General features: G+C 54.2%; 22 protein-coding genes, 1 pseudogene and 1 CRISPR repeat array. Of the genes and pseudogenes, 8 read left to right on the top strand and 15 right to left on the bottom strand.

Annotated features, from left to right (window positions below):
- Nucleotides 1-19: 19 nt before the first annotated feature.
- Nucleotides 20-384: a CRISPR direct-repeat array (repeat unit 30 nt; unit sequence GTTGCAATAAGACTTTAGGAGAATTGAAAC).
- A gap of 6 nt (nt 385-390) precedes the next feature.
- Entirely contained in the window at nt 391-1,821 is a 1,431-nt protein-coding gene (gene cysS / locus MVD07_RS06425) for a cysteine--tRNA ligase (protein ID WP_297499848.1), read from the bottom strand.
- A 111-nt stretch (nt 1,822-1,932) separates the two neighbouring features.
- Between cysS and MVD07_RS06430 the strand changes: the two genes are divergently transcribed.
- The 3 genes and pseudogenes from MVD07_RS06430 to MVD07_RS06440 all read left to right on the top strand — a co-directional run bounded on the left by MVD07_RS06430 (nt 1,933) and on the right by MVD07_RS06440 (nt 4,057).
- A complete protein-coding gene (locus tag MVD07_RS06430) occupies nt 1,933-2,838 on the top strand; it encodes a peptidylprolyl isomerase (protein WP_297499818.1) in 906 nt (301 codons plus the stop codon).
- Nucleotides 2,839-2,840: 2 nt separating this feature from the next.
- Nucleotides 2,841-3,431 carry a CPBP family archaeomyxosortase MrtA gene (gene mrtA / locus MVD07_RS06435; RefSeq protein ID WP_297499820.1) on the top strand — a complete coding sequence of 197 codons (591 nt, stop codon included), beginning with the start codon at nt 2,841-2,843 and terminating at the stop codon, nt 3,429-3,431.
- A gap of 111 nt (nt 3,432-3,542) precedes the next feature.
- Nucleotides 3,543-4,057, top strand: a pseudogene (locus tag MVD07_RS06440) (heparan-alpha-glucosaminide N-acetyltransferase domain-containing protein).
- A gap of 116 nt (nt 4,058-4,173) precedes the next feature.
- On the opposite strand, the gene MVD07_RS06445 reads toward MVD07_RS06440, so the two are convergent.
- Genes MVD07_RS06445 through MVD07_RS06455 form a run of 3 tightly spaced genes read right to left on the bottom strand, consistent with a single transcriptional unit; the run spans nt 4,174 to nt 8,172 of the window.
- Complete coding sequence (locus tag MVD07_RS06445; RefSeq protein WP_297499822.1) at nt 4,174-6,093, bottom strand: ATP-binding cassette domain-containing protein; 1,920 nt, start codon at nt 6,091-6,093, stop codon at nt 4,174-4,176.
- A gap of 38 nt (nt 6,094-6,131) precedes the next feature.
- Complete coding sequence (thiD, locus tag MVD07_RS06450; protein WP_297499824.1) at nt 6,132-7,415, bottom strand: bifunctional hydroxymethylpyrimidine kinase/phosphomethylpyrimidine kinase; 1,284 nt, start codon at nt 7,413-7,415, stop codon at nt 6,132-6,134.
- A gap of 4 nt (nt 7,416-7,419) precedes the next feature.
- Nucleotides 7,420-8,172, bottom strand: coding sequence for a sulfide-dependent adenosine diphosphate thiazole synthase (locus MVD07_RS06455; RefSeq protein ID WP_297499849.1), 753 nt, complete (start codon nt 8,170-8,172; stop codon nt 7,420-7,422).
- Between the two features lie 93 nt (nt 8,173-8,265).
- On the opposite strand from MVD07_RS06455, the gene thiC reads away from it, so the two are divergent.
- Nucleotides 8,266-9,546, top strand: a complete 1,281-nt coding sequence (thiC, locus tag MVD07_RS06460; RefSeq protein WP_297499851.1) for a phosphomethylpyrimidine synthase ThiC — start codon at nt 8,266-8,268, stop codon at nt 9,544-9,546.
- A 4-nt stretch (nt 9,547-9,550) separates the two neighbouring features.
- Nucleotides 9,551-9,709, top strand: coding sequence for a hypothetical protein (locus MVD07_RS06465; RefSeq protein WP_366078479.1), 159 nt, complete (start codon nt 9,551-9,553; stop codon nt 9,707-9,709).
- A 197-nt stretch (nt 9,710-9,906) separates the two neighbouring features.
- Here MVD07_RS06465 and MVD07_RS06470 read toward each other — a convergent pair whose 3' ends face one another.
- The 5 genes from MVD07_RS06470 to ribD all read right to left on the bottom strand — a co-directional run bounded on the left by MVD07_RS06470 (nt 9,907) and on the right by ribD (nt 14,153).
- Nucleotides 9,907-10,719: a mechanosensitive ion channel family protein gene (locus tag MVD07_RS06470; RefSeq protein WP_297499826.1), complete on the bottom strand. Its 813-nt coding sequence runs from the start codon at nt 10,717-10,719 to the stop codon at nt 9,907-9,909.
- A gap of 83 nt (nt 10,720-10,802) precedes the next feature.
- Nucleotides 10,803-11,267, bottom strand: coding sequence for a 6,7-dimethyl-8-ribityllumazine synthase (gene ribH / locus MVD07_RS06475; RefSeq protein WP_297499853.1), 465 nt, complete (start codon nt 11,265-11,267; stop codon nt 10,803-10,805).
- 55 nt (nt 11,268-11,322) lie between these two features.
- Nucleotides 11,323-12,483 carry a bifunctional 3,4-dihydroxy-2-butanone-4-phosphate synthase/GTP cyclohydrolase II gene (locus MVD07_RS06480; RefSeq protein WP_297499828.1) on the bottom strand — a complete coding sequence of 387 codons (1,161 nt, stop codon included), beginning with the start codon at nt 12,481-12,483 and terminating at the stop codon, nt 11,323-11,325.
- 61 nt (nt 12,484-12,544) lie between these two features.
- Entirely contained in the window at nt 12,545-13,096 is a 552-nt protein-coding gene (locus tag MVD07_RS06485; protein ID WP_297499855.1) for a riboflavin synthase, read from the bottom strand.
- Nucleotides 13,077-14,153, bottom strand: coding sequence for a bifunctional diaminohydroxyphosphoribosylaminopyrimidine deaminase/5-amino-6-(5-phosphoribosylamino)uracil reductase RibD (gene ribD, locus MVD07_RS06490; protein WP_297499830.1), 1,077 nt, complete (start codon nt 14,151-14,153; stop codon nt 13,077-13,079). The genes MVD07_RS06485 and ribD overlap by 20 nt, the downstream gene beginning before the upstream one ends.
- Before the next feature lie 200 nt (nt 14,154-14,353).
- On the opposite strand from ribD, the gene MVD07_RS06495 reads away from it, so the two are divergent.
- Nucleotides 14,354-15,061 carry an ATPase domain-containing protein gene (locus tag MVD07_RS06495; protein WP_297499832.1) on the top strand — a complete coding sequence of 236 codons (708 nt, stop codon included), beginning with the start codon at nt 14,354-14,356 and terminating at the stop codon, nt 15,059-15,061.
- Nucleotides 15,058-15,885, top strand: a complete 828-nt coding sequence (locus MVD07_RS06500; RefSeq protein ID WP_297499834.1) for a translation initiation factor IF-2B subunit alpha — start codon at nt 15,058-15,060, stop codon at nt 15,883-15,885. The genes MVD07_RS06495 and MVD07_RS06500 overlap by 4 nt, the downstream gene beginning before the upstream one ends.
- Nucleotides 15,886-15,900: 15 nt before the next feature.
- On the opposite strand, the gene MVD07_RS06505 is transcribed toward MVD07_RS06500, so the two are convergent.
- Entirely contained in the window at nt 15,901-17,934 is a 2,034-nt protein-coding gene (locus MVD07_RS06505; RefSeq protein ID WP_297499836.1) for a DUF4350 domain-containing protein, read from the bottom strand.
- Nucleotides 17,935-18,023: 89 nt separating this feature from the next.
- On the opposite strand from MVD07_RS06505, the gene MVD07_RS06510 reads away from it, so the two are divergent.
- On the top strand, nt 18,024-18,539 hold the full coding sequence (locus tag MVD07_RS06510) for a cob(I)yrinic acid a,c-diamide adenosyltransferase (RefSeq protein WP_297499857.1): 516 nt from the start codon (nt 18,024-18,026) through the stop codon (nt 18,537-18,539).
- Here MVD07_RS06510 and MVD07_RS06515 read toward each other — a convergent pair.
- From MVD07_RS06515 to MVD07_RS06535, 5 genes are all read right to left on the bottom strand, one after another.
- Complete coding sequence (locus tag MVD07_RS06515) at nt 18,532-19,809, bottom strand: MFS transporter (protein ID WP_297499838.1); 1,278 nt, start codon at nt 19,807-19,809, stop codon at nt 18,532-18,534. The genes MVD07_RS06510 and MVD07_RS06515 overlap by 8 nt on opposite strands.
- Before the next feature lie 58 nt (nt 19,810-19,867).
- On the bottom strand, nt 19,868-20,524 hold the full coding sequence (locus MVD07_RS06520; protein WP_297499840.1) for a DUF4097 family beta strand repeat-containing protein: 657 nt from the start codon (nt 20,522-20,524) through the stop codon (nt 19,868-19,870).
- 4 nt (nt 20,525-20,528) lie between these two features.
- Complete coding sequence (locus MVD07_RS06525; protein ID WP_297499841.1) at nt 20,529-21,830, bottom strand: hypothetical protein; 1,302 nt, start codon at nt 21,828-21,830, stop codon at nt 20,529-20,531.
- Nucleotides 21,827-22,237, bottom strand: coding sequence for a metalloregulator ArsR/SmtB family transcription factor (locus tag MVD07_RS06530; RefSeq protein ID WP_297499843.1), 411 nt, complete (start codon nt 22,235-22,237; stop codon nt 21,827-21,829). Before MVD07_RS06530 ends, MVD07_RS06525 begins: the two co-directional genes overlap by 4 nt.
- Before the next feature lie 390 nt (nt 22,238-22,627).
- A partial coding sequence (locus tag MVD07_RS06535; RefSeq protein ID WP_297499845.1) for a PadR family transcriptional regulator occupies nt 22,628-22,990 on the bottom strand: 363 nt, incomplete at its 5' end.

Raw genomic sequence — 22,990 nt, forward strand, 5'->3', positions numbered from 1 at the left:
TTCTCTGTTCTGATTTTGTGTTGCAATAAGACTTTAGGAGAATTGAAACTTTGGAAGCAATAGCGAACAGCGACGTGATTGAAGAAGTTGCAATAAGACTTTAGGAGAATTGAAACATTACGCGTTAAAGTTGTGAGAAAACTGAGGGCACAAGTTGCAATAAGACTTTAGGAGAATTGAAACTCAACCACGATGATCTTCTTCCTGTGCCTCTTCTTTGTTGCAATAAGACTTTAGGAGAATTGAAACCACGACAAAGAGATGCTCGACAGTAACTTCCGCTTCCGTTGCAATAAGACTTTAGGAGAATTGAAACAGTCGAGCGGTCAATTATGTCAAGTGTCTTGGCGCCTAGTTGCAATAAGACCCTAAGAGAAGAAAAAGAAAACCTCAAACCTTTATCCTCTTCCAAACGGTTCCTTGGGGTGTGTCTTCAAGCTGAATTCCGAGGTTCCTGAGCTCGGTCCTTATTTTGTCCGCCAGCTCGAACTTCCTCTCCTTTCTGAGCTGGGCGCGCACCTCGACGAGAAGCCTTATCAGGGCCTCCTCGTTTCCGGCTTTTTCTTCGCGGAAGTAGTCCTCAAAGAGGCCGAAGACCTCTCCGGCGGTCCTGAAGAACTCAAGGGACTTCCTCAGGATGCTCTCCTTCGGCCGCTCGACGAGCGTCAGGTAGCGGTTGATCGCGTTGCTGACCTCAAAGAGGGCCTTGAGGGCCTCGGCAGTGTTGAAGTCGTCGTCCATCGCGTCGTAAAACTTTTTCCTGGCGTCCCTTATGGCCTCGTAGGTCTCGAACTCCTCCCTGTCCCATTTAAATGCTATTTCAGCTTTTTCCATTGCCACGCGGATGTTCTCAAGGGTGTTGTAGAGTCTCTCCAAGTTGTTCTTGGCATGCATCAGACCCTCCTCGGTGTAGTCAAGGGGCGAACGGTAGTGTCTCTGAAGGACGAAGAGCCTTATTACCTCGGGGCTGTACCTCTGAAGGAGCTCCCTGACGGTAACAAAGTTCCCGAGACTCTTGCTCATCTTCTCGCCATCGACCATGACGAAGCCCGTGTGAAGCCAGTAGCGAACCCACTCGTGGCCAAAGCAGGCCTCGCTCTGGGCTATCTCGTTCTCGTGATGGGGGAAGATGAGGTCGTTTCCCCCACCGTGGATGTCGAAGCTCTCGCCGAGATATTTGCTGCTCATCGTGGAGCACTCTATGTGCCAGCCCGGCCTCCCCTCACCCCAGGGGCTTTCCCATTTGGGTTCGCCGGGCTTCGCCTTCTTCCAGAGGGCGAAGTCCTCGGGGTTTCTCTTTCCCTCGCCGGGCTCAACACGAGCACCTTTGACGAGGTCTTCCAGCTTTATCTTACTCAGCTTTCCGTAGCCCCCGAACTTCCTCACCTCGAAGTAAACGCCATCGGAACCTTCGTAGGCATAGCCCTTCTCCTCCAGCTTCTTTACGAACTCTATAATGTCCTCCATGTGCTCCGTAACGCGGGGATAGACGTCGGCGGGCTTGACCTTCAATGTCTCCATGTCCTCAAGGAATATCCTTAAAAACCTCTCAGCTAGCTCCCTCGGGCCTTCACCGGTCTCGTTGGCCCTCTTTATGATCTTGTCGTCTATATCGGTAAAGTTCATGACCATGAGAACCGTGTAGCCCCTGTGCTCCAGGTAGCGTCTTATGACGTCGAAGGCTACGTACGTCCTCGCGTGACCGAGGTGGGGGTAATCATAAACCGTCGGCCCGCAGACGTACATCCTCACCTCGCCTTCCCTGATGGGTCTGAAGTCCTCCTTTTGTCTCGTGAGGGTGTTGTAAACCCTAATGGCCATTTTCTTCACCACCTAGGAGAAGTGCCCAGCCGGTTTTATTAGCTTATCGTCGGGAAAGCTTAAAAAGCGAGTTCCAAAGAGGGAGTAGAGCAGGAAAAGGGGGTAGCAGTTATGGTCAAGGTTGAGAAAGGAGATGTCATAAGGATTCGCTACACCGGCAGGATAAAGGAAACCGGCGAGATTTTCGACACCACCGATGAGGAAGTGGCCAGGGAGGCCGGCATCTACAAGGAGGACGGCGTTTACGGCCCCGTTCCAGTGGCAGTTGGAGCCGGCCACGTCATCAAAGGACTCGATGAAGCTTTAGAAGGCATTGAGATCGGCAAGAGGTACGAGATAGAGATTCCGCCCGAGAAGGGCTTTGGGAAGAGGGACAGAAAGCTGATCAAGACATTCACGCTCGGCCAGTTCAGGAGGAGCGGGCTCGCACCCTTCCCGGGCATGCCCGTCGAGATAGAGACCGAGAGGGGAAGGAAGCTGAAGGGAAGGGTCATGACCGTCAGCGGGGGCCGCGTGAGGGTTGACTTCAACCATCCCTACGCTGGCAAGCACCTCATCTATGAGGTTGAGGTTGTTGAGAAAATCGAGGACCCGATAGAGAAGGTCAAGGCAATGGTAGAGCTCCGCCTCCCGAAGCTTGATGCCGACAAGGTTATCATCGAGGTCGGCGAGAAGGACGTCGTCGTTGACTTCACCCCGGTCATTGACGAGACCGACAGGGGCACACTGGCCCTCGGCGAGATGCTGCTCGAAAGCGATCTCAAGTTCCTTGGCTACGAGGAGGTAACCTTCAAGCCGAGCGTTGAGGAGCTCCTCACGCCGCCTGAGGAAAGCGGTGAAGAAAATCCGGAGGAAAGGGAAGGATCTGAGAAGCCTGAGGAAGCTGCAGGGGAAGAGAAAGAGGAAGCTGGGAAAGCCGAGGAGAAGGCCGGATCCGAGAGTGAGGGGGGAGGAGAGGAAGCCGGAGAACCCGCCGAGGAGAAGGAAGAGATCGAGGATCAGGTCGAGAAGGAGTGAGCATGAGGGGTTACCTCCTCTTTCTTTTGTTCTTCCCCCTGAGCTTTGTCCCCTGGATGGTTAGGCTAACCTTCTGGGGCCACGTTGCGGTGGTTTTTACCGTTTACCTCGTAATCCCTCTCCTTCTCTCGCTCGCCCTCGGCTACAGGCCGAAGGAACTCGGCTTTTCCATGCCAAACCGGAGGGGACTCATTCTTTTCTCCATTCTGTTTCTTCTCTCCATCCCGCTGAGCATCTACGGAGCGATGATTCCGTCCATGAGGAACTACTACCCGATCTTTCCATATTCAAGCGCTGCTACATTTTTGCTCGGAGAGCTCGGCATGGGGCTTATAATGCTTGCCCACGAGGCCTTCTACAGGGGCTTCCTCCTCTTTCCTCTGGCGAGGAGAAACGAATGGTTGGCAATAATCCTTCAGGATATCCCCTACACGCTCGTCCACATCGGAAAACCGGGGATAGAAGTGCCCTACGCGTTCATAGCTGGCATAATCTTCGCAAAAATGGACTTGGACGGAGAGAGCTTCCTCCCGAGCTTCCTCCTTCACTGGAGTGGATCAGCTTTCTTTGACCTGCTCTGTGTTCTCACCTAGCAAAAGATCCATTAGCTTCGGGATTTACATATCTCCATGTTTTTGGCCGAACTCTACAGGGGTGGACGTTACTGGGAGATAGACTCCCCCAGGGGCACCGGTATAGTAATGATGATCGTCTCAAACTTTGTAACAGACTTACAGCTGTTCCTGAACTACTCCGGGCATCCAGCGTTCTGGTGGCTCTTCGCCCGGGCTGCTGCATTCATCTTCATCTCAGGGCTTTCATTCTGGGTCAGCTACTCAAGAACCGCGAAGAAAAATCCAAAGCCCTACAAGAAGTACTTCAAGCGGTTTCTCAAACTCTTCGACCTGGGAACGGTGGTAACTGTGGTCACGTACCTTTTTCTTGAGGGGATGATACACTTTGGAATCCTCACTTTCTTGGTGCCGCATCTATCTTGGCAATTCCCTTCCACCGCTTTGGAAGACTGAACCTCCTCTGGGCGGCCTTCTTCTTTGCGGGCTCTCCCCGTGTGAAGAGCTTCCACGATGGTCTGTCTCTTCTCCCTTTGAGGATAACGCCGGAGAACTACCTCACCCCCGACTACTTTCCTCTGTTTCTCTGGTTCGGTATTTACCTTCTCGGAATAACGGCTAGAGTGGCGTTTACCCCGGGGAAATAGGAGGGCGGGAACAGGCGTCCCCTTCAACCCTCTGGTGCAGTTTGTGGCGTTTGCCGGCAGGCACACCCTAACGCTTTACTTTCTCCACCAACCTATCCTCGTCGGCCTGTTGAGGCTCATCCACGGCCCGATTCCCGGTCTTTCGATTTAGGGTGAAGCCTTGCGGTTCCGTAGCCGACGAAGAGCAGCCTGTCCGGGTCGAGGGCCTTAACGACCTCTGGTCTGTGGGTGATTATCAGGGCGGTTATGCCAGCCTCACGGATTATCTCCGCGACCTTTTTGGCAACACGCATCGCCGTTAGGGTGTCAAGGTGGGCTGAAAACTCGTCTATAAGGAGCAGGTTAGGCTTCTCAGCGAGGAGCGAGGCTATCTTCGCCCTCTCCTTCTGTCCGGTGCTCAGCTCGGAAAACTTTGCCCTGTACAGGACGGCGTCGCTTAAGCCTGCCCTGTTGAGAACTTCAACTGCCGCATTCAGGTCTTTAATCTTTCTGTAGACGTGCTCCAGTATGCTCTCGCTCCCAAAGCCCGGCTCGAACTCACCGGGAATCATCACAGAGACTCTGGCGTTGTCGGGAACCTCTATCTCACCGCTCGTCGGCCTGAAGCGCTCCTCCCACCAGCTGTTTGCGGAGCCAAGGATAAGCCTCAGGAGGGTCGTCTTCCCAACCCCACTCGCTCCGACCACAGCAATCAGTTCCCCGGGCTTTATCTCGAAGTTGAGGTTCCTCAAAACCGGCCTCTGGATGACGCGGTGCCTGACACCAAAGGCCATTAAGAGCTCCTGTATCTCCCAGGGAAGATCTTTGATGTCGAGCTCGCTCTCAAAGACCTTGGAGACGTTCCTAAAGATTATCGGGCCCTTTAAAGGCTCGACCTTACCGTAGCTCGGCCTCCAGAGCCTTCCGTCCTCAGGCGCGTACGGGTCTTCCCCCAAAAACCGCTCGATGTATTTCTTGGCCTCGTCGGTGAGCGGATAGAAGAGGACTGGCCTCCCGCTGGCGGTCTCCCATAGGAACTTGAAGCCAACCTTCTCGAAGAAGGGGTTGTAGCGGGCCATCTGAGCTATTGTCTCGACGATGTGCTTTCCCTTCCTCATCTCCGGGATTCTTCTTTCGGCTATCCATTCGAGGGCAGATTTAACACTCAACTGCCCCAGACCATCGGAGCGGTAGTCGGGGTGAACCACGACCCTGGCAATCCTTGCCCCGGCCGTGTTCGTCTCCGCTAAAGCTTTCCACTTCGCCTGCTCCCAGAGGTAGGAGCGCGCTATCTTCTTCCCGTACTTCTTCTTCAGCTCCTTGTAGAGTTCCCTCATTATCTTTTCCGGCCAGAAAGCTGGGTGGAACCAGTCCTCCGGAAAGACCTTCTCGCGGACATTCTTCTCTATTTCCCCGTTCGGCAGGCGACGATGCATGAGCGGTATCGGGGGATCAACGCGGACATAACTTAAAATCCTCGGCTCATATTCCTCTCTCTCCACAAGTTCAAGAATCAGGAAGCGCGAGGCGGGAGTCGAGCCTTTGATTTCAAGAATGTGGCTTTCCGCACCGCAGATTGGACAGTTCTGTTTCGTGTTTGCTTCAAAGATGTGGCCGTTCTCACAGCGCCACAGCGCCACCTTCTCCTTCTGACTGGCGTAGTGGTACTGCTCAAGTTCGGCTATCGCCTCGAAGTCGGACTCGTACTTTGCCTCTCTCGCCCTTATCTTGTAGGTGTAAAGCAGTTCGCCGGTCAAAGGTGAGCGGCGCTTTGCCTCAACGTCCTTCTCCCAGAGAGGCCACACGGATATCTTTTTCCCGTTGTAGAACTTCCAGAGCCTGTAATCGTCGAAGTCGAGGACTTTAAGGCCATCTTTCTCCTCAGCTCTGTGGATGACTTCTATCTCGACTTCGTCTCCAGTTAGAAACCACTGTGCAACGTTGCCCGTCATGCAGAGCCTGTAGGTTTCACCACCGGCCTCCACCTCCAGAACACCGAACCAGCGGTGTTTGAAGCGCGGGACATTGCTCCCGGCAACCCTTCCCCTCACGAGCATGCAATCACCAGGGAGAATAGGAAAGGGAGGTTAAAACGTTAGCTCACCAAGACCTCAACCCTCTCGACGACCTCCCGTGCACTCCCCCCAAACACCAAAACCATCGGCTCCTTCCCCCAGTCGCCGAGGTGGTAGATAACGTCGGGCCTCTTTCCTGCTCTCCTAACCGCGTTCTCAATTCCCCACTCCATCGTGCTCCTCTCAGTCCTCTTTATCTCTTCGGGCTCTTCCCGCCTGTCATAGAAGGAAACCGTAAAGCCAAGCCTTTTGGCTTTCTCTACCAATTCTTCCGAATAGCGAAGGTTTAAAACGGCCCTGACTTCGGGATAAAACTCGCGCATCTTGAGCAGAACCCTCCTAAGGTGGTCGCTCGCTCCAAGCTCGACCGGCCCTACGGGCTTAACCCTCTCACCGTAGCGGACAATCCTTCCCTTCACTGCAAAGACCTCGTTGAATGGAGTCGCCAGAGCGAAGTTAGTCCCGACCTCCGGAATGCGAGGGTTTAATCTCTCGCCGAGCTTCACGAGTTCTTCCACTGCTCTCTCAAGCTCTTCCTTAGTCCTCCAGCGGTATGCGTCCCTTTCCAGCCCCCAGAGAGGGTTAACAGCTCTGGCTTCTGCTTTTGATAACCTTATCGAGCCTTCAACGAAGCGCTTTGCCTTCTCAACTGCTTCCGGGAGCTTAAATCCTCTGGCTAGGAAAGTTGCCAAAGCCGAGGAGAAGACGCAACCAGTGCCGTGGGTAAATCCCTTCACTTTCTCCCCGGGAAACTCGTAAAATTCACCCTTCCAGTAGAGGACATCCGTGCAGTTGAGATGCCCGCCCTTGACGACGACGGCCTTTACTCCCAGCCCCTCGGCGATTGCCTTCGCTGCTTCCCTCATGTCCTCGACCGAGCAGATTTTGAATCCGCTCAGGGCTTCCGCTTCCGGGACGTTCGGCGTAACTATCGAGCCTGGGATGAGAACTTTGATGGACTCGACTGTGTCCACGAGCTTTGAGCCTGTACTTGAAGCAATCACAGGGTCAAGAACCCTTAAAAGCCCCTTCGTTTCTCTATCTACCACCTCAGCGATCTCACCGCTTCCAATCATCCCGATTTTGACTGCTCCGATTTTAAAGCTCTCCTTAACGGCCCTTAACTCTTCCCTAACGACCTCTGGCGGAAGGGTGTGGTAGCCTCTAACCTCCGAGGGGTTTTGGTAAGTGACGGATGTAATAACGGGGAGCGTGTGCTCGCCCAGAGCGGAAACCGTCTCGACATCAGCCTTAAGCCCCGCTCCTCCACCGGTGTCGAGGCCGGCAATGATTAAAACAGCCATTCCATCACCCCAGCCTTTTGAGGATTTCGAGGGCGGCTTTCCTACCGCTCATGAACATCCCACCGAATATCGGCCCCATTCTCGGCGCTCCAGCGAGGGCATTGGCCGCCATTCCAGTGACATAGAGGCCTGGAAAGACTTCTCCTGTGTGCTTCACCGTCAGCTTTTCTCCTTTCTCAGCCCACATCGGCCCCTCACCAGGAATCCTCTCTATCAGCCCGCGCTTGAGGAGGTGCCCGCTTATCTGTGCCCCGTGGCCCGTTGAATCCACGACGAACTTCGCCTCAACGGTGAGGGGGTCGACGTGGAGACCCGTCATCATTACCGGCGTCCAGTTGATTACGATTCCGGCAACGTGGTTTTCCTTGACAACTAAGTCCTCTACCTCAATCATGTTGAAGAACTTGACACCGGCTTTAACGGCCTTGCTCGCTATCATCGTGGCGGCCTCTACCGCATCCGCCACATAAAGACCGCTCTTAAATGGCCTGTAGCTTATCCCGAACTCGTCGAGGATTTCCCTAGCTTCCTCCTGGACGATGATCCTGTTGAATCCCATCGCACCGCCCCAGATTCCGCCACCGATTGAGAGCTTCTTCTCGAAGATGGCCACCTTCGCGCCGTTCTTCGCCAGGTAGTAGCCGGCAACCATTCCGGAGGGGCCCGCTCCGACTATGGCAACGTCGAGCGAGAGGTTCTCAAGAAGGTCGTTGAAGTAGGCCTCAACTATCGCCCTGCTTATCTCCACTTCCTTCATTGTCACCACCCAAAACCTTTTAAGCCGCGGTCAAAACTTAGTTTTGAAACTTAAAAACTTTGTTATAAACTGGTTTTAAAATGGGTGATTGAGATGACGCAGCTTGAGACCGCGAAGAGGGGAGAGATAACTGAGGAGATGAAGTTCGTGGCGGAAAGGGAGGGCATAGACTTGGAGAAGCTCAGAAGGAGCATAGCGAAGGGTCACACCGTCATCTTCCGCAATGTTAAGCACGATTGGGTTAAGCCAGTGGCTGTCGGCAGCGCCGTCCGCGTCAAGGTGAACGTCAACATAGGGACCTCCCGCGACATAGTTGACGTCAAGGCGGAGATAGAGAAGGTCAAAACTGCCGTTAAATACGGTGCAGACACGATTATGGATCTCTCCACCGGCGGTAACCTCGACGAGATAAGGAGAACCATAATGCACGCCGTTGATGTGCCAATCGGCACCGTTCCAATATATCAAGCCGCAGAGGAGATGCTGGCAAAGGGAAAGGCCATCATTGAGATGAGCGAAGATGACATGTGGAAGGCAGTCGAGAAACACTTCAGGGACGGCGTTGACTACACGACGATCCACGTTGGAGTAACCAGGGAAGTCGTTGAGAAGATGAAGTGGACGAAGAGGGCAGTCGGTATGGTCTCGCGCGGCGGGACGTTTTTAGCTGCCTGGATACTCCACTGGGGCGAGGAGAACCCGTTCTACAGGGACTATGACTACCTGCTGGAGCTTGCTAAGGAGTACGATGTTGTTCTCAGCCTGGGAGATGGCCTGAGGCCCGGTGGATTACCTGACGCAGGAGACGAGCTTCAGATAGCCGAACTGTACACCCTCGGGAGGCTCGTGAGGAGGGCGAGGGAAGCGGGAGTTCAGACGATGGTCGAGGGGCCAGGGCATGTACCAATAGACCAGATAGTGGCCCAGGTGAAGCTGGCCAAGGTTGCCACCGACAACGCTCCCTTCTACGTCCTCGGGCCTCTCGTCACGGACATCTTTCCCGGCTACGACCATGTCGCCGCTGCTATAGGTGGCGCCATAGCGGCCCTGAACGGTGCCGACTTCCTCTGCTACGTGACTCCAGCGGAGCACCTCGGCCTTCCGGATGTTGAACACGTCCGCCAGGGGGTTATAGCGGCGAAGATAGCGGCACATGCCGTCAACCTCACGAGGTTCGAGGCGGACTTCAAAAAGGACTACCTCATGAGCCTCGCCCGCGGAAAACTCGACTGGGCAGAGCAGTTTGAGCTGAGCCAGGACAAAGACAGGTTCATCGAGATAAGGAAGAAGAGACCGACGAAGACGGAAGCCTGCTCGATGTGTGGTGATCTCTGCGCGATAAAGCTCATCAACGACATGCTGAGGAAGGGGTGAGAGCTTGAGGTTAATATACTCCGGCAAGACCAAGGACGTCTACGAGGACGGCTCTTATCTCATCTTCCACTTCAGGGACACCGTCCTCGGTAGAAACGGCGAGGAAGACAGCGGGGGCAACGAGGTTGTCGGCGAAAAAGCCAGGAAGGGGAGCTCTGGGTGAGGGAGCTTGAGCTGAAAGAAGGGAAGAATTCGTTACGGTGACGTACAACATAGACGGCCTCATCGAGATCGACCTAAACGACTTCAGCTCGGCCAGGGAACTCGCCGCAGAGACCCTTAAGCTTCCTTCAAGCACAGAGTCCTTATCCATGGAAATCGTGGAAAACGAAAAGAGATGGGCTGGAAACGATCCTAACTTCACTTCGGCATCTCCCTCACATGAACATCAATCTGCCGGAAGGGTATCTCTATGCCCTCCCTAGTGTAGAGCTCGTAGATACCCCTAGTCAGGTCTCCTTTAACGGCCCAGTAGTCCTCCGTCTTCGCCCACGCCCTCAGCTGGAGGTTTATTGACGAGTCAGCGAGGGAAGTTACGACAACATCCGGTTCAGGCTCCTTGAGGACTTTGGGATGATTTTTCATCAGGTTCATGGCCAGCTTTATCGCCCTGTCCAGGTCGGTGCCGTAGGCAACGCCAATGTCAACGCTCACCCGCCTCGTGGGCATCTTCGTGTGGTTGACTATTGGACTGCCCCAGACGAGCTTGTTTGGTATCGTGATGAAAACGTTGTCAGCGGTTAGGAGTTCGGTGTTCATAATCCCAATCGACGCGACCTTCCCCGTGTGTCCTCCTACCGTGACGACATCCCCCATGTCAAAGGGCCTGAGCGCGACGATCCACACGCCGGAGGCAAGATTTGTGAGCGTGTCCTGCATCCCGAAGCCTAAGATAAGGCCTATCACAGCCGAGAGCCCTATGACTACAGAACCCACTCCAATCCCGAGGGCCCTGACCGCGAGCAGTATCACCGCAACGTAGAGGAGCGCGCTCAGGAAGCGCCCGAGGAACTCCACAACAAGGTCTGGGAGCTTTGTTTTCCTTAACCCGCGTTTGAAGGATTCAGTTATGACCTTCGCGAGGGCCCAGCCAACGATTAGGATTACAAGGGAAGTGACAATCTGAATCGGCGTCACGCCAACGTATGGGAGTGGCTTATCGAAAGCTACCACGGTCTCACCTCACCTTAAATCCGGGCCGTTCCCCTTAAGGCTTTCCTCCCGGGTCAAGAAGGGAAGCAGAAAAGAGAAAGAGCTCAGGCCTCCAGCTCTTTCATCAGGTTGGCCATCTCAAGCGCTGCCATAGCGTACTCGAAGCCCCTGTTGCTCTTCACTCCGGCCCTGTTGAGGCCTTGGAGCTCGTCTTCAGCCGTTATGACACCAAAGATGACTGGAACGCCCGTCTGGAGGGAGACGTTTGCGACGCCCTTTGCCACTTCGTTTGCGACGAGGTCGAAGTGCTTGGTTTCACCCCTGACGACGGCTCCCAAAGCTAAGATCGCGTTGTACCTGCCGCTTTCTGCGAGCTTTTTGGCAACAAGGGGTATCTCGAAGGAACCGGGGACTTTGATGACATCCACCGCGTCAACATTGTGTCTCCTGAAGCAGTCTAAAGCCCCCTCAAGCATCTCCCCGGTAAGCAGGTCGTTGAAGCGCCCGACGACAACCGCTATTCTCAAACCCCTCCCGTTGAAACCGCCTTCAAAGGTTCCAACCTCCATCGCCACCACCATTCCATAATTATCCAATTGCTTAGTTGTTGAATTACATAGTTATTTAAACCCTCACCGGGAGTCTGTGGCCGAGCTTCTCCTCCTTCACCTTCAGGTAGGTCCTGTTGTAGTCCGTGACCTCCGGAGGAGCCGGAACCATCTCGACGACCTCTATCCCGAACTCCTCAAGGGCCTTCACCTTCGCCGGGTTGTTGGTGATGAGCCTGACCTTTAAGACGCCGAGGGCGCGGAGCATCTGAAAGGCAGCCTCATAAGTCCTCTCATCAGCTTTATGTCCGAGGGCCTCGTTGGCCTCCACCGTGTCTAGGCCCCTGTCCTGGAGCTCGTAGGCCTTTATCTTCTCCCTCAGACCGATTCCCCGCCCTTCCTGGTCCATGTAGAGGAGTATACCACCTTCTTGGGCTATCATCCTCAGCGAGTTTGCCAGCTGGCTACCACAGTCGCACTTGAGTGAGGCAAGGGTGTCCCCGGTCAGGCATCTGGAGTGAAGCCTAACGAGCGGAACTTCCCCATAGGGCTCCTTCACTATAGCCACGTGCTCCTTGAAGTCCAGCTCGTTGTCGAAGGCTATTATCCTGAACTCGCCGTACTTGGTTGGCAGTCTCGCGTTGGCGTAAACTCTAATCAGCTGTTTCCGCTTTACGAACTCCTTCCAGACGTCGTCGATGTTGACAACAGGGAGGTTGTGCTCCTCTGCAAGCTTCAGCGCGTATTCCCTGTTGTGAGAGTCGCCCTTCTCGTCGAGTATCTCGACGATGAGTGCATAGCGCTTGAAGCCGAGTATCTTCATGAGCTCAAGCGAGCCCTCGGTATGTCCCCTCCGCCTGTTCAGACCTACTCCGCCAAGTAGGTGAAGGTGACCTGGATATCTAAAGTACCCAACGGAGAGGCCTTCAGCAAGCTTTCTGGCCGTTAGGGCTCTTTCCTCCGCTGTTATGCCCGTGAAGTTCTCTTTATAGTCAACGGGGATCAAAAAGTTCGTCTCCCCCTCCTTGCTTGGGAGCGGGAAGAACCCGCGCTTTAAGGCCTCATCCATGTCCATAGTGAAGCAGAGGAGGCCCTTCATCGAGAGCATAAAGTTTACGACCTCCGGTGAGGCTATCTCGGCCGGATAAACTAAATCGGCCTCGAATTCCCTTCTATCATCGATGAGAACAACCGGCTTCCCTTCAAGGACTGCCTCCCTTATTGAGTTCCAGTTCATCTTTCATTCCCCTGGAACAATCTTGTTCCATATCTTTTAAAAATTTGTTCCAAAAATGGAATTAAATAGAGAGGATCCTCCTCACATACCTCGCTATGACGTCTATCTCGTAGTTCACCCGCTCACCGGGTTTTAGAAGGCTTAGGTTGGTTTTCTCCAGCGTGTAGGGTATTACCTGAATCCAGAAGCGGCTGCTCTCAACCCTCGCCACCGTGAGCGAGACGCCGTTCAGGGTTATCGAACCCTTTTCAGTGACTCCCCAGCTTTCCTTCGGCATCTCGAAGGCCATCCACGTCGTGTTCCCGCTGGTTCTCTTCGCTATGAACCTCACCATCCCGTCCACGTGGCCGGTAACTATGTGGCCGTCGAGCCTGTCGCCCACCTTTAGGGCCCTCTCAAGGTTGACAACCCTGGCCTCCCTCAGGTTCGTCCTCCTCAGGGTTTCTTCACCGACGTCGAAGGCAACGGTCCTCCCGTCAAAGGCCACAACGGTCAGGCAGGCCCCGTTTACCGCCACACTATCGCCGGGCCTGACCTCGAAGGGAACCTCCACGTAGAGCTTTCCCGCTGAATAACGGGCTTTACCGGTTGCCTCAACTATCCCGCTGAACATCTTCATCACCAGGATAAGCCGTAACCAAAAAGCTCTCTCCGAGCCTCTCTACTGACTCTATCCTCAAAAGGGGAGCTTCGTTCGCTTCCTCAACCTTCAGGCACTCGAAGGGCTTAATTCCCCTCCCAAAGAGCTTCGGGCCATAGAAGAGGTAGAACTTGTCCGCAAAGGGCAGAAACTGGCAGGCTATTCTACCACCCTCTATGAGGACGCTGTCAACACCGAGTTCGCCGAGCTTTCTCAGGATTTTCCCTGGTTCGGTTACTGGATAGGCCTCAGCTATGCCCTCGAACTTCTCCGGCCTCTCCGTGAAGAAAATCGCTCTCCCGTCCTCGAAGAGTCTGAACTCCCTTCCCTTCCTCACCTCATCGGCCACCCTGCCGGAGCAGTCGAGGATTACCTTGACCTTTGGTGGGCAGTTCTCAAGCCTGCAGTTGAGCCTCGGGTCGTCGGCCAATACCGTCCCTGAGCCGACCATTATTGCCATGTGCCTTCTTCTCAGCCCCTGAACCCTCTCGCGAGCCTTCTCGCCGGTTATCCACTGCGAGGAACCGCTTTCGGTCGCTATGAAACCATCTAAAGTTAGTGCAAGCTTGATAGCGACGAACGGCATCTTGGTTGTTATATACTTTATGAATATCTCATTGAGCTTCCTCGCTTCATCTTCGAGGAGACCGACTTCCACCTCTATTCCTGCTTTCCTCATCTTCTCTATCCCCTGGCCGGCTACGAGGGGGTTTGGGTCTTTCATCGCAACGACGACCCGCTTAAAGCCCTCTGCTATTATTCTGTCGGCGCAGGGTGGCTGCTTTCCCCAGTGGGAGCATGGTTCAAGGGTTACGTACATCGTTGCACCTTTAACGTCGTAGCCCCTGGCCTTGGCATCTTCTATGGCATTGACCTCGGCATGCTTCTCCCCGAACTTCCTGTGCCAGCCAGTGCCTATTATCTCGCCGTCCTTGACTATGACCGCTCCAACCATCGGATTCGGGTTCACCCAGCCCTCCCCTCTCTTTGCGAGCTCTAAAGCGAGGCGCATATAGTCCTCGTCCTTCATTCAACCACCGTCGAAAGATTTGTTCCAGCAACTTTAAAGTTTAGCTCCAATTGTGGAACAAAGTCGACAATCGTCCCGGGGTTCAGAAAAGACCTTTTCCTCAAATTGCATCCGCTCACTTTTAATGGCATCCTGGATAAAGTTTTAAGCCGGAATAGTTTTATATTCCAACTCGAACAAAATACAAGCGGGGAGTGCCTATGAACCCTGTGCGAGTTTCAACGGGCGTGCTCGGACTTGACAAGATGCTCAACGGTGGTCTAATAGCGGGCAGGGTTTATCTGGTTAAGGGCTCACCAGGGACAGGAAAGACAACGCTCGCTATGCACTTTGCCATGGAAGGCGTGAGGAGCGGGGAGGACGTCCTCTACATAACCCTTGAGGAACCGGCAGATAACATGAGGGAGGACTTCGGGAGGATGGGCTTCGACGTGAGGAACCCCCACTTCGTCCTTCTGGATGCCACGCCGACCGTTGAGAAGTACGTCCTCGTTGAGGACTTCTTTGAGACCTACGCGAAGAGCCTTGAAAAGCTCACCTCAGCGATCATCGAGCGCTTCAAGGATGTAAACTATTCGAGGGTAATCGTTGACCCGATAACGATGCTCAAAATCGCTGCGAACACCGAGATTGAATACAGGAAGTCTTTCCTGGCCTTTGTGAAGAGCATGATGAAGCTCAAGGCGACCGTTTTAATAACCTCCGAGCTTGAGAAGACCAACATAGAGGAGTACCTTGTCAATGGAATCATCGAGCTGAAGAGGTTGGAGGTCAAGGGTAAGCTGATGAGGACCGTGAGAATAACCAAGTTCAGGGGGAGCGGGTTCGACCCCTTCGTGAGGACGTTTGAAATAACGGACAGGGGAATGGTTATAAACACCAACGAGAACGTGGGTGAGGTAGTGTGATTCCCAACGAGGTTCTCTCGCTTCTTGAGGACATGAGGAGCGAGCGCATACGAGGAGCGGCATATCTAGCCCGAAAGGGCGCCGAGGCATACCTTCTTCTGGCTGAAATTCTAAGGGGTGAGGAGCTCAGAAAAGCTTTGAGTGAGATGAGACGCGTTCTCCCGGGGATAAATCCTTCAATGGCCTCGCTCTACAACCTGTCCCGGTTCATACCCATGACCGAAGACCCGAAAGTCGTAAGGGAAAGGGCCGGGGAATTCCTATCTCTTCTTGACACATCGGTTGCTGAAATAGGCAACATCGGTAGCGAGCTCATAGACGAAGGGGAAGTCATCATAACTCACTCCTTCTCCTCGGCGGTGCTCTCAATCCTCAGGCATGCGGTAGAAACCGGCAGGCACTTTAGGGTTGTACTCACCGAGAGCGCCCCGGACTATGAGGGTATGGCACTCGCGAGAGAACTTGAGGCCCTAGGCGTAAGCTTCGAGGTGATAACCGACTCCCAGCTGGGTCTCTTCGCCCGAAAGGCCACACTCGCCCTCGTAGGAGCAGACACGGTTACGAAGGACGGAGCGGTTATCAACAAGGCCGGGACTTATCCGCTCGCCCTGGCCTGTCACGACGCGGGCGTTCCCTTCTACGTCGCTGCCGAGAGCTTCAAGTTCCACCCGGAGAAGAGCTCCGACGAGATAGAACTGCTCGAAAGACCCTACTCCCGGCAGGGCTACCGGATGAGGAATGTCCTCTTCGACGTTACCCCGTGGAAGTTAATCAGAGGGATAATAACCGAACTCGGAATTATAGTCCCGCCAAAAGAACTGTAGATAAGGGAGAAGAAATCAGCTCTGGCCGACCAGCCAGAGCAGGGCGCCCTTGAGGAAGGGCCAGTTGCTCCTTATGTATCTGCTGTAGTATGCATCGCTGAAGGCCTTGCTCGAACCGTAGGCGACTATCCTGCCCTTTCCGAAGGTTGCCGCAGCCGCAACGACGGGCTCGCTTCCCTTCTCGTAGACCGTGTTCCCATCAGCGTCAACCGCGTAGGAGCTGTCAAAGCCCCTGATGACCCACACGGCGCTTCCGCCTACTATCAGGGTGTCTCCGTTGTAGTATACCTTCCAGCCCTCGGGGATGAGCTTGGTTATCAAGCAGTTCCTGTTGTAGATACCCACAAACGGGTAGTACGGCTTTCCGCTGTTCTCCTCGTCGTCCATGAGCTCGGTCTTCTCGAAGCGTATTCCTGTTCCCTGCAGGAGCTCATTGAGGCTCTCGGTGTTCACATGATTATACCAGTCACCCGCCACTATGAGGCCTCCTCCGTTCTTGACGAACTCCCTTATGGCCTCTATCTCTTCGCTCGTGAGCGGTTCCTTCGGGTTGGTCAGTATGAGGACGTCGTAGTCCTTCAGCCTGTCGTAGGTGAGCGGCTTAAGGTTCACCTCAACGTTCCAGCCAAGTTCGTTCTCTATGTCGCTGACGAGACCCTGGTAGCCGTATTTGCTCAGGTAATACTGGTCGTGGGACAGGTCTATGAGGACTTTCGGTATGGCTATCGTGACGTTAGAGGCAGTTGTGTTGGTCTGGTTGGAGGTCTGGTTTCCAGCGGGGGCGGTGCAACTTGGAAGAACCCGCTCAAGGGTTCTCTGAAGAACGGGGAGCGCCTTCTTTATTCCCCTCTCAACGTCCCTTCCGAGGAAGAGGGCCTTCCTTATGTGGAGCGTTATCGGGTAAGAGTACTGGACATGCTGGAAGAGGGGGCTCTCCCTTATCTTGAGATACCTCTGGTACTCCCTCTGCATCTCGGCGTACTCCTCGTTTATCGCCTTGACCTCGCCCTTGATGTCTCCGAGGTCAACGCCGCACTTCTGGAGCTGGTCAACTGTGCCGGTAAAGTTCTCGTAGAGACTCTGAACGCCCGGATACTCCTTCTCGAAGAGGTTCGCATAGAGCCTTGCAAGGCTGGCGAAGAGTATATAGGGGTTATACTGGACGTTTACGACGGTACTGGCCGTGTCCGAGAAGCCCTCGCCCCTTATCTCGGCCTTTACCGTGTGTAGGCCTGTCTCCGTCGTGAACCATGTGTAGGTCTCCTCAACTTGCCCTCCTCCGGGGACGGTTATCGTCTTGTTCTTGACGATCCTGTTGTCTATCGTGAGTACGTAGGTGAGCTGGACGTCGCTCTCACCGCCGTTGGTTATTGTGGAAGTTATCCCAATGGGGCTGCTGGTGTAGTATGGCCCGCTGACGGTAAGGCTAGATACTGCGACCGGAACCTGGTAGGCTACCTCCATGTAGGGCTTGTCGTAGGAGTTCTCCCTCGAATACAGCCAGGCGTAGTTGCTGATGCTCTCGTTAACGAGCTTGAGGACGAAGCTGAATGTCTTCTCGGCAGGGAACCTGGACTTGATGTAGTTGGTGACGTCAAAGCACACCCACCCCTTCTGGAGGGTCGTGTTGTAGAGGAGTTGTTCCGGCTCCGGAGCGGGGTTTGTGTAGTTTTCGTTCCAGTGGTTGGTTATGTTGTATATCCCAATGTTCATTGGGGTCGAGAAGTATTTAATGTAGGCGACGTAAACGCACACCCTGGCACTCTGAATGCTGGCAACGGAGGGGACCTCTGAGAGGTCAAAGCGGAAGTACGAGCGCTGTTTTGCATAGTAGCTCGTGTTGCCGAGAGCCAGCTCGTATTTTCCTTTGTACTCGTGGTAGCTGTACCACCGGTAGTATTTGCCGTACTTGTAGGAGCTGTACGCATCGGCAGAGGCCACTATCTGGACGGTCTTGGGAGGCACCGCAGCGGTCACTGGCTTGAGAACTGAAAGGGGTATCAGCCCCAAAACCAAGAGCATTATCAGGAAAACGGCAGTCCACCTCACGGTATCACCTCTCTAACTACGGCCGTTCTCTAAATAAAACTTCCGGAAGGCTAATAAGACCAGAGGAGTCAACACTAACGGTGGTTAAGGTGCCGATAACTACCAAGACCGGAGACAAAGGTTTGACCGGCCTCTTCACCGGCGACCGCATTGCTAAGTTCTCCCCCATAACGGAGGCGAACGGTACCATAGACGAGCTCGACAGTTTTCTCGGCGAGGCCAAACACTACCTGCCAGAGGAAATGAGGAGGATAGTGGAAAAGATCCAGATCCGGCTCTACGACATCATGGGCGAACTAGGGAGCAAAGGGGAGTACACGAAGGTTGGAGAAGAGGACGTTAGGTGGCTTGAGGAGCTCACCAGAAAATACGAGGAGGAAGTCGAGCTCACCGGGTTCGTGATTCCAGGCTCAACGATAGCGAGTGCCAAGTTGGACGTATGCAGAACAATAGCGAGGAGGGCTGAGAGGAAGGTTGCGAAGCTCGTCCTTGAGTACGGCCTAGGAAACAACACACTCATCTATCTCAACAGGCTCAGCGACCTGCTCTTCATAATGGCGAGGGCCATAGAGAAGAGGGAGGGGAAGCTGAAGGAAGTTAAGTGAGTCCCGTTTCCATTTTCCCCTTCTCCTTTACATTGCCTCTATCTTCCCCGGTTAGAACGGCCCTGTGCCTAGCCCAGTAGTAGAGAACAACAAAGCCCATTCCAGCCCACAGGCCGAGGGAGACAAGCCAGGCTGGATAGCGGTCGAGGAGCGGGCCGACGGCGAGGAGACCGAACGGCCCGGCGGCGTGCATGAGTACAGCCATCGCCGCCATCACTCTCCCCCTGACCTCAGTCGGAATCGCGCGCTGTATCTTCGAGTTTATGGGAACGTTGAGGAAAGCTTCAACCGCCCCCCAGAGGATGTTTACACCCGCCAGGAGGAGAAACGCCGTGTCCGTGGTGAGGTTCGAGGCAGGACTTATGAGCCACGTGAAGACCAGTATCATGATGCCGTCGAAGAGGAGTGCATGGAAGAGGTACCTTCCGGCTTTTTTACCGAACTTCGCCGCTATGAGCGCGTTCCCTATCAAAGCTCCAACCATAAAGGCGCTTTCCTGGAGGCCGAACTGGTAGCTCGAAAACTTCAGTATCTCCCTCATCGCGTAGGGCATCAGAACGGCCCCGAAGGGCTGGGCGAGGGCTATCATGAAGATCGCAAAGCCCATGAGCGTCCAGAGGTAGCGGTTCGAGCGGAGGAAGGAGATACCCTCCTTCAGGTCAGAGATAACTTGGCCAAAGCTTTCAAGCTCTTTAGCTTCCCACTCGTACCCTATCAGCATCTCAAAGAGGCCCGAGCCGAAGAAGCTGGCCGCGTTGACGAGCAGGGCCAGGGCGATGCCGCCTACCGCGTAGATAAAGCCCCCCAGGGCAGGGCCTATCAAGCGGGCGAATATGTTGAAGGAACTCACTATCGAGTTGGCCTTCTCAAGCTCGTCCGGTTCAACCAGGTCTGGAAACATCGCACCAGTTGAAGCCCCGAAGAAGGCACCCATCGTGGCCATTATTACTTGGACAATCAGAAGCTGGTGTATTCCAATGAAATTAAACGCTAAGACGCCGAAGAGAAGAACTCCTCTCGCAAGGTCAAAGCCGACCATCAGGTGCTTCCGGTTGTAGCGGTCGCCGATGACCCCAGCGAAGGGCATGACGAGGAGGGCAGGTACCATCTCGGCCAGGATGAAAACCGTCATCATTCCGCCACTGTGGGTCTGGTCGAGGACGTAGAGGGGCAACGCAACATCCTGAACCGCCCAGCCGACCTGTGAGACGAACCTACCGACCGCGAAGAGCCAGAAGTTTTTGTTGAGCCCCTTCAGCCCGCTGGACATCCTCGCTAGCCCCCTTGGATATCTAATTCAATAATCACATAATTCTGCAGTAGTAAAATCAGATCAGCTCCACCCTCACGTCTCCGTTGACGGTGCTTACTTTGACGGTGAATTCTCCGGTGCCTATCACCGGGTCGTTCGGGTCCATCCCGACGAGCTTAACGTCTCCGTTCACCCTCTTTTCCACGATCCTTGCATCACAGAAGTCCGTGAGGCGAAGGGTTACGTGCCCGTTGACGCAGCTCACATCGATGTCGCCTTCAAGCTCCTCGATGGTTATCTCAAGGTCTCCGTTCACGGTCGAGGCCTTCAACGGGCCGGCAACCTTCAGGTGGGCCTTTATCTCGCCGTTCACTGTGGAGACCTTTTCAGCCTCGCAGTCCTCAAGATGCATCTCACCGTTGACAGTCGTGGCCTCCTCAAAGCGCACGCCCCTGGCTTTGAGCTTCCCGTTCACGTTCCTGGCGTTTACAATGACGTTCTTGGGCACCTTCAGGCTTATCTCGGCCCAGCTGTCCTTTCCAAGGAGGTTGAAAAACTTTCTCCTTGGCTTCTCCACCACGGTGAGGGTTCCGTTTCTCATGTCAGTTTCCACCTTGACATCGTCCCCGTGAAACCTGTACTCTAGCTCGACATGTTCCTCATCCCAGCCCTTGATATTCAGCCTGCCGTTGACGGCCTCTATCCTAACTTCCTTCACGTTTTCAAACCTCATTCTCTCACCCCACGTAGTTCATCAGCTCATCGAGGAGTTCCTTCACGCGCCTGCTGAGCAGCGTCCTGTCTATTCCAAGTCCCTCGATAAGCCCGGCGCTCTGTTCATCAACTATCTCCTTCGCTTTTCTAACGACCAGTTTGTATGCCTCACTGCTCTCGATTGTGTGAGTCTTACCTCCGACGCGTATTCTAACGATGCCGTCCCTGGCAGAGATGACAACGTCCTCTATCTTTACCCTTGCGCGTCCTCTACCAACGGTCACCGAAACATCCCTAGAACGAAGGGACACAGCTTCCCCAAGGCTCAGACTCTCGTCCCCGCTCTTATAAATCACCCTCTCACCGTCGGCGGTTTCTATGCTGTACTCCTCCGTCTGTATCTTTAACCTGCTCCCGGTCTTTGTCAGCTGGAAGCCATTGGTGAGTTCTCTGATGGTGAGCATGTCCCCTGGCGGCATCTCAGGATTGCCATCCCTGATCCTCATGGGACCTATCCTGACCTCCTCCCCGGTAGGGGTATCAATGACCTCAATGAAGGGTAGCTTCACGTACTCGAACCCCTCCCCCTCGTATACCTTGATGAAACCGAGATCGATGACGCTGGCCTTGTTCTTATCCCGGTAGAGCCTGTCCGGATTCAGCAGCAGCTCCACCGTCGAGACAAACGCCGGGTCTGGGGTGGTCTTTCCGCCCGCTATGTTTTCCCCGGTCCAGACCGCAACCGGTGCGAGAAGTCTCTTCCGCACCCTCCCGAGGGGTGTCTCGGCCTCGACCTCAAGCTCCCCGTCGAGAACCCAGCCAACGTGCTTCCTCCCGAACCTAACGGGGTAGGCTTTCCCGCTTCCCTTCAGCTTCACGTCTCCGAAGTCGGCTCCGGCGAACTCATAGGCTTTCCTTTCAACCTTCCACTCGACCCTCCTCTCGTCGAACTTCAACAGGAGTAGACCCGCTAGGGCGAGGACGACGGCGTAGGCGAAGGCCGTCCCGTCGTGGGAGCTTAACCTATCGCTCATCCCCAGCCACTGGCCGAAGAATAGGAAAACGCTCGTCCACAGGAAGGCCTTGGCGAGGGCGAAGACAACCCCGCTGACCGTCACCCCAAACCACCTGCCGACGCTCAACAACTCGAAAGCAAAGAGGAGCGCTATTATCGCGTAGACAGTATAATCATTGTACGCCCCGAGCTTCAGTGGACCTTTGAAGAGCCAGACTATGAGCAGTACGGCCGTTAACACCTTCAGGTACTCAGCAAGCTTAAAACGTGGGCCTTCGTTTCTCAAGTTGTGTCCCCACACGTAACTCATTCTTCCACCTCCTCAAGGGCAGTGATTATCTCAAGCAAACGCAAAAACAAATGTCCGTTGGGCGAAATCTTGTATCCGCCCCCTTTTCTCACCATCCCCGTCTTCGTGAGGAGCTTCAAATGGTGCGAGACGGTAGGGCTCTCAACCCCAAGGGATTCCTTTATCTCCTTGAAGCCCATCGGCCTCTCGGAGAGCATTTTGAGTATCCTTATCCTGTCCGGGTTTGCGAGGGCCTTGAGAGTCCGCACTGCCTTCTCCTCGTCCAGTTCGGGTAACTTCCCACCCTCAAGCTTCCTCCTCAGACGGGCTTTGATGGAGAGCATGACCTCGTCAACCGGGTCTATGTCCTCCTCAAGCAGTTCCAGCCTCTTCTTCAGCTCCTCGAGCTGGGCCCTCAGGTCGTCCATGCTACCACCAGGTACAGATTTTTGTAGTACATTTTTCTGTACTCAACTGGCGCTAAAGGTATATAAAAGTTTATCGGTTTAGACTAAGGGTGCCCATACTTCCTCCCTATGCTCAGCATGTAGGGGGTACGTTAAGCCCGAACGATTATAGGATCGTGAAGTATGAGAATTGTGGTGCTGAAACCGATAGGACGTTATCGGCTCTTGGAATGTTCGTTTGAGAGGGCTCAAAGATGTGGGGAGTTCCCTTTCTCTCAGAAAGCTAGCCAGTGAAGACGAGGCTGGAAGATTATCCGCTACTTTTGAAATAATCGCAGCGGATAACAGAAGGAGAGAATCCAATAACTACGAATCCCTAAAAATTGAGAAATCCAGGAAAGAGCAGGTTCATCATTCTTCCTTCAAAAGCTCCGTCTCGATTGCCCTTATCTCCCCATCGAGTATATCGCGTATCTTCTTCAGAAGCTCAAGGTACTCCCCAATGGTTTCCCTGTTCATCTTCCTTTCTTCCCCCATGGTTTCCAGCTTCTTCTTGAGGGCTTCGTGGTAGTTTGCCGCCGTGTAAAGAACGCGGAGGGCCAAATCATTCGAGGTCTTGAGGTATTCTATGCCCTTTGGTGTCAGGCTGTACTTTACCCTTCGAACCCTGCCACGGTACTCTTCCCTTGGCTCTAGGAGACCATCCTCAACCATCTTGTTTAGTATAGTATAAAGGTTGCTGTGGCTTGGCTTCCAGAGGCCAACTGCGAGCTT

Source organism: Thermococcus sp., assembly GCF_027008145.1.
In the GTDB taxonomy this organism is placed as follows: domain Archaea; phylum Methanobacteriota_B; class Thermococci; order Thermococcales; family Thermococcaceae; genus Thermococcus.

Coding starts and splice junctions, on each gene's coding strand:
- MVD07_RS06520 (WP_297499840.1), bottom strand. CDS start 20,524: ATGAGGTTTGAAAACGTGAAGGAAGTTAGGATAGAGGCCGTCAACGGC.
- cysS (WP_297499848.1), bottom strand. CDS start 1,821: ATGGCCATTAGGGTTTACAACACCCTCACGAGACAAAAGGAGGACTTC.
- MVD07_RS06515 (WP_297499838.1), bottom strand. CDS start 19,809: ATGTCCAGCGGGCTGAAGGGGCTCAACAAAAACTTCTGGCTCTTCGCG.
- MVD07_RS06485 (WP_297499855.1), bottom strand. CDS start 13,096: ATGTTCAGCGGGATAGTTGAGGCAACCGGTAAAGCCCGTTATTCAGCG.
- mrtA (WP_297499820.1), top strand. CDS start 2,841: ATGAGGGGTTACCTCCTCTTTCTTTTGTTCTTCCCCCTGAGCTTTGTC.
- thiD (WP_297499824.1), bottom strand. CDS start 7,415: ATGGCTGTTTTAATCATTGCCGGCCTCGACACCGGTGGAGGAGCGGGG.
- MVD07_RS06430 (WP_297499818.1), top strand. CDS start 1,933: ATGGTCAAGGTTGAGAAAGGAGATGTCATAAGGATTCGCTACACCGGC.
- MVD07_RS06530 (WP_297499843.1), bottom strand. CDS start 22,237: ATGGACGACCTGAGGGCCCAGCTCGAGGAGCTGAAGAAGAGGCTGGAA.
- MVD07_RS06480 (WP_297499828.1), bottom strand. CDS start 12,483: ATGAACTGGAACTCAATAAGGGAGGCAGTCCTTGAAGGGAAGCCGGTT.
- MVD07_RS06445 (WP_297499822.1), bottom strand. CDS start 6,093: ATGCTCGTGAGGGGAAGGGTTGCCGGGAGCAATGTCCCGCGCTTCAAA.
- MVD07_RS06455 (WP_297499849.1), bottom strand. CDS start 8,172: ATGAAGGAAGTGGAGATAAGCAGGGCGATAGTTGAGGCCTACTTCAAC.
- ribH (WP_297499853.1), bottom strand. CDS start 11,267: ATGGAGGTTGGAACCTTTGAAGGCGGTTTCAACGGGAGGGGTTTGAGA.
- thiC (WP_297499851.1), top strand. CDS start 8,266: ATGACGCAGCTTGAGACCGCGAAGAGGGGAGAGATAACTGAGGAGATG.
- ribD (WP_297499830.1), bottom strand. CDS start 14,153: ATGAAGGACGAGGACTATATGCGCCTCGCTTTAGAGCTCGCAAAGAGA.
- MVD07_RS06495 (WP_297499832.1), top strand. CDS start 14,354: ATGAACCCTGTGCGAGTTTCAACGGGCGTGCTCGGACTTGACAAGATG.
- MVD07_RS06525 (WP_297499841.1), bottom strand. CDS start 21,830: ATGAGTTACGTGTGGGGACACAACTTGAGAAACGAAGGCCCACGTTTT.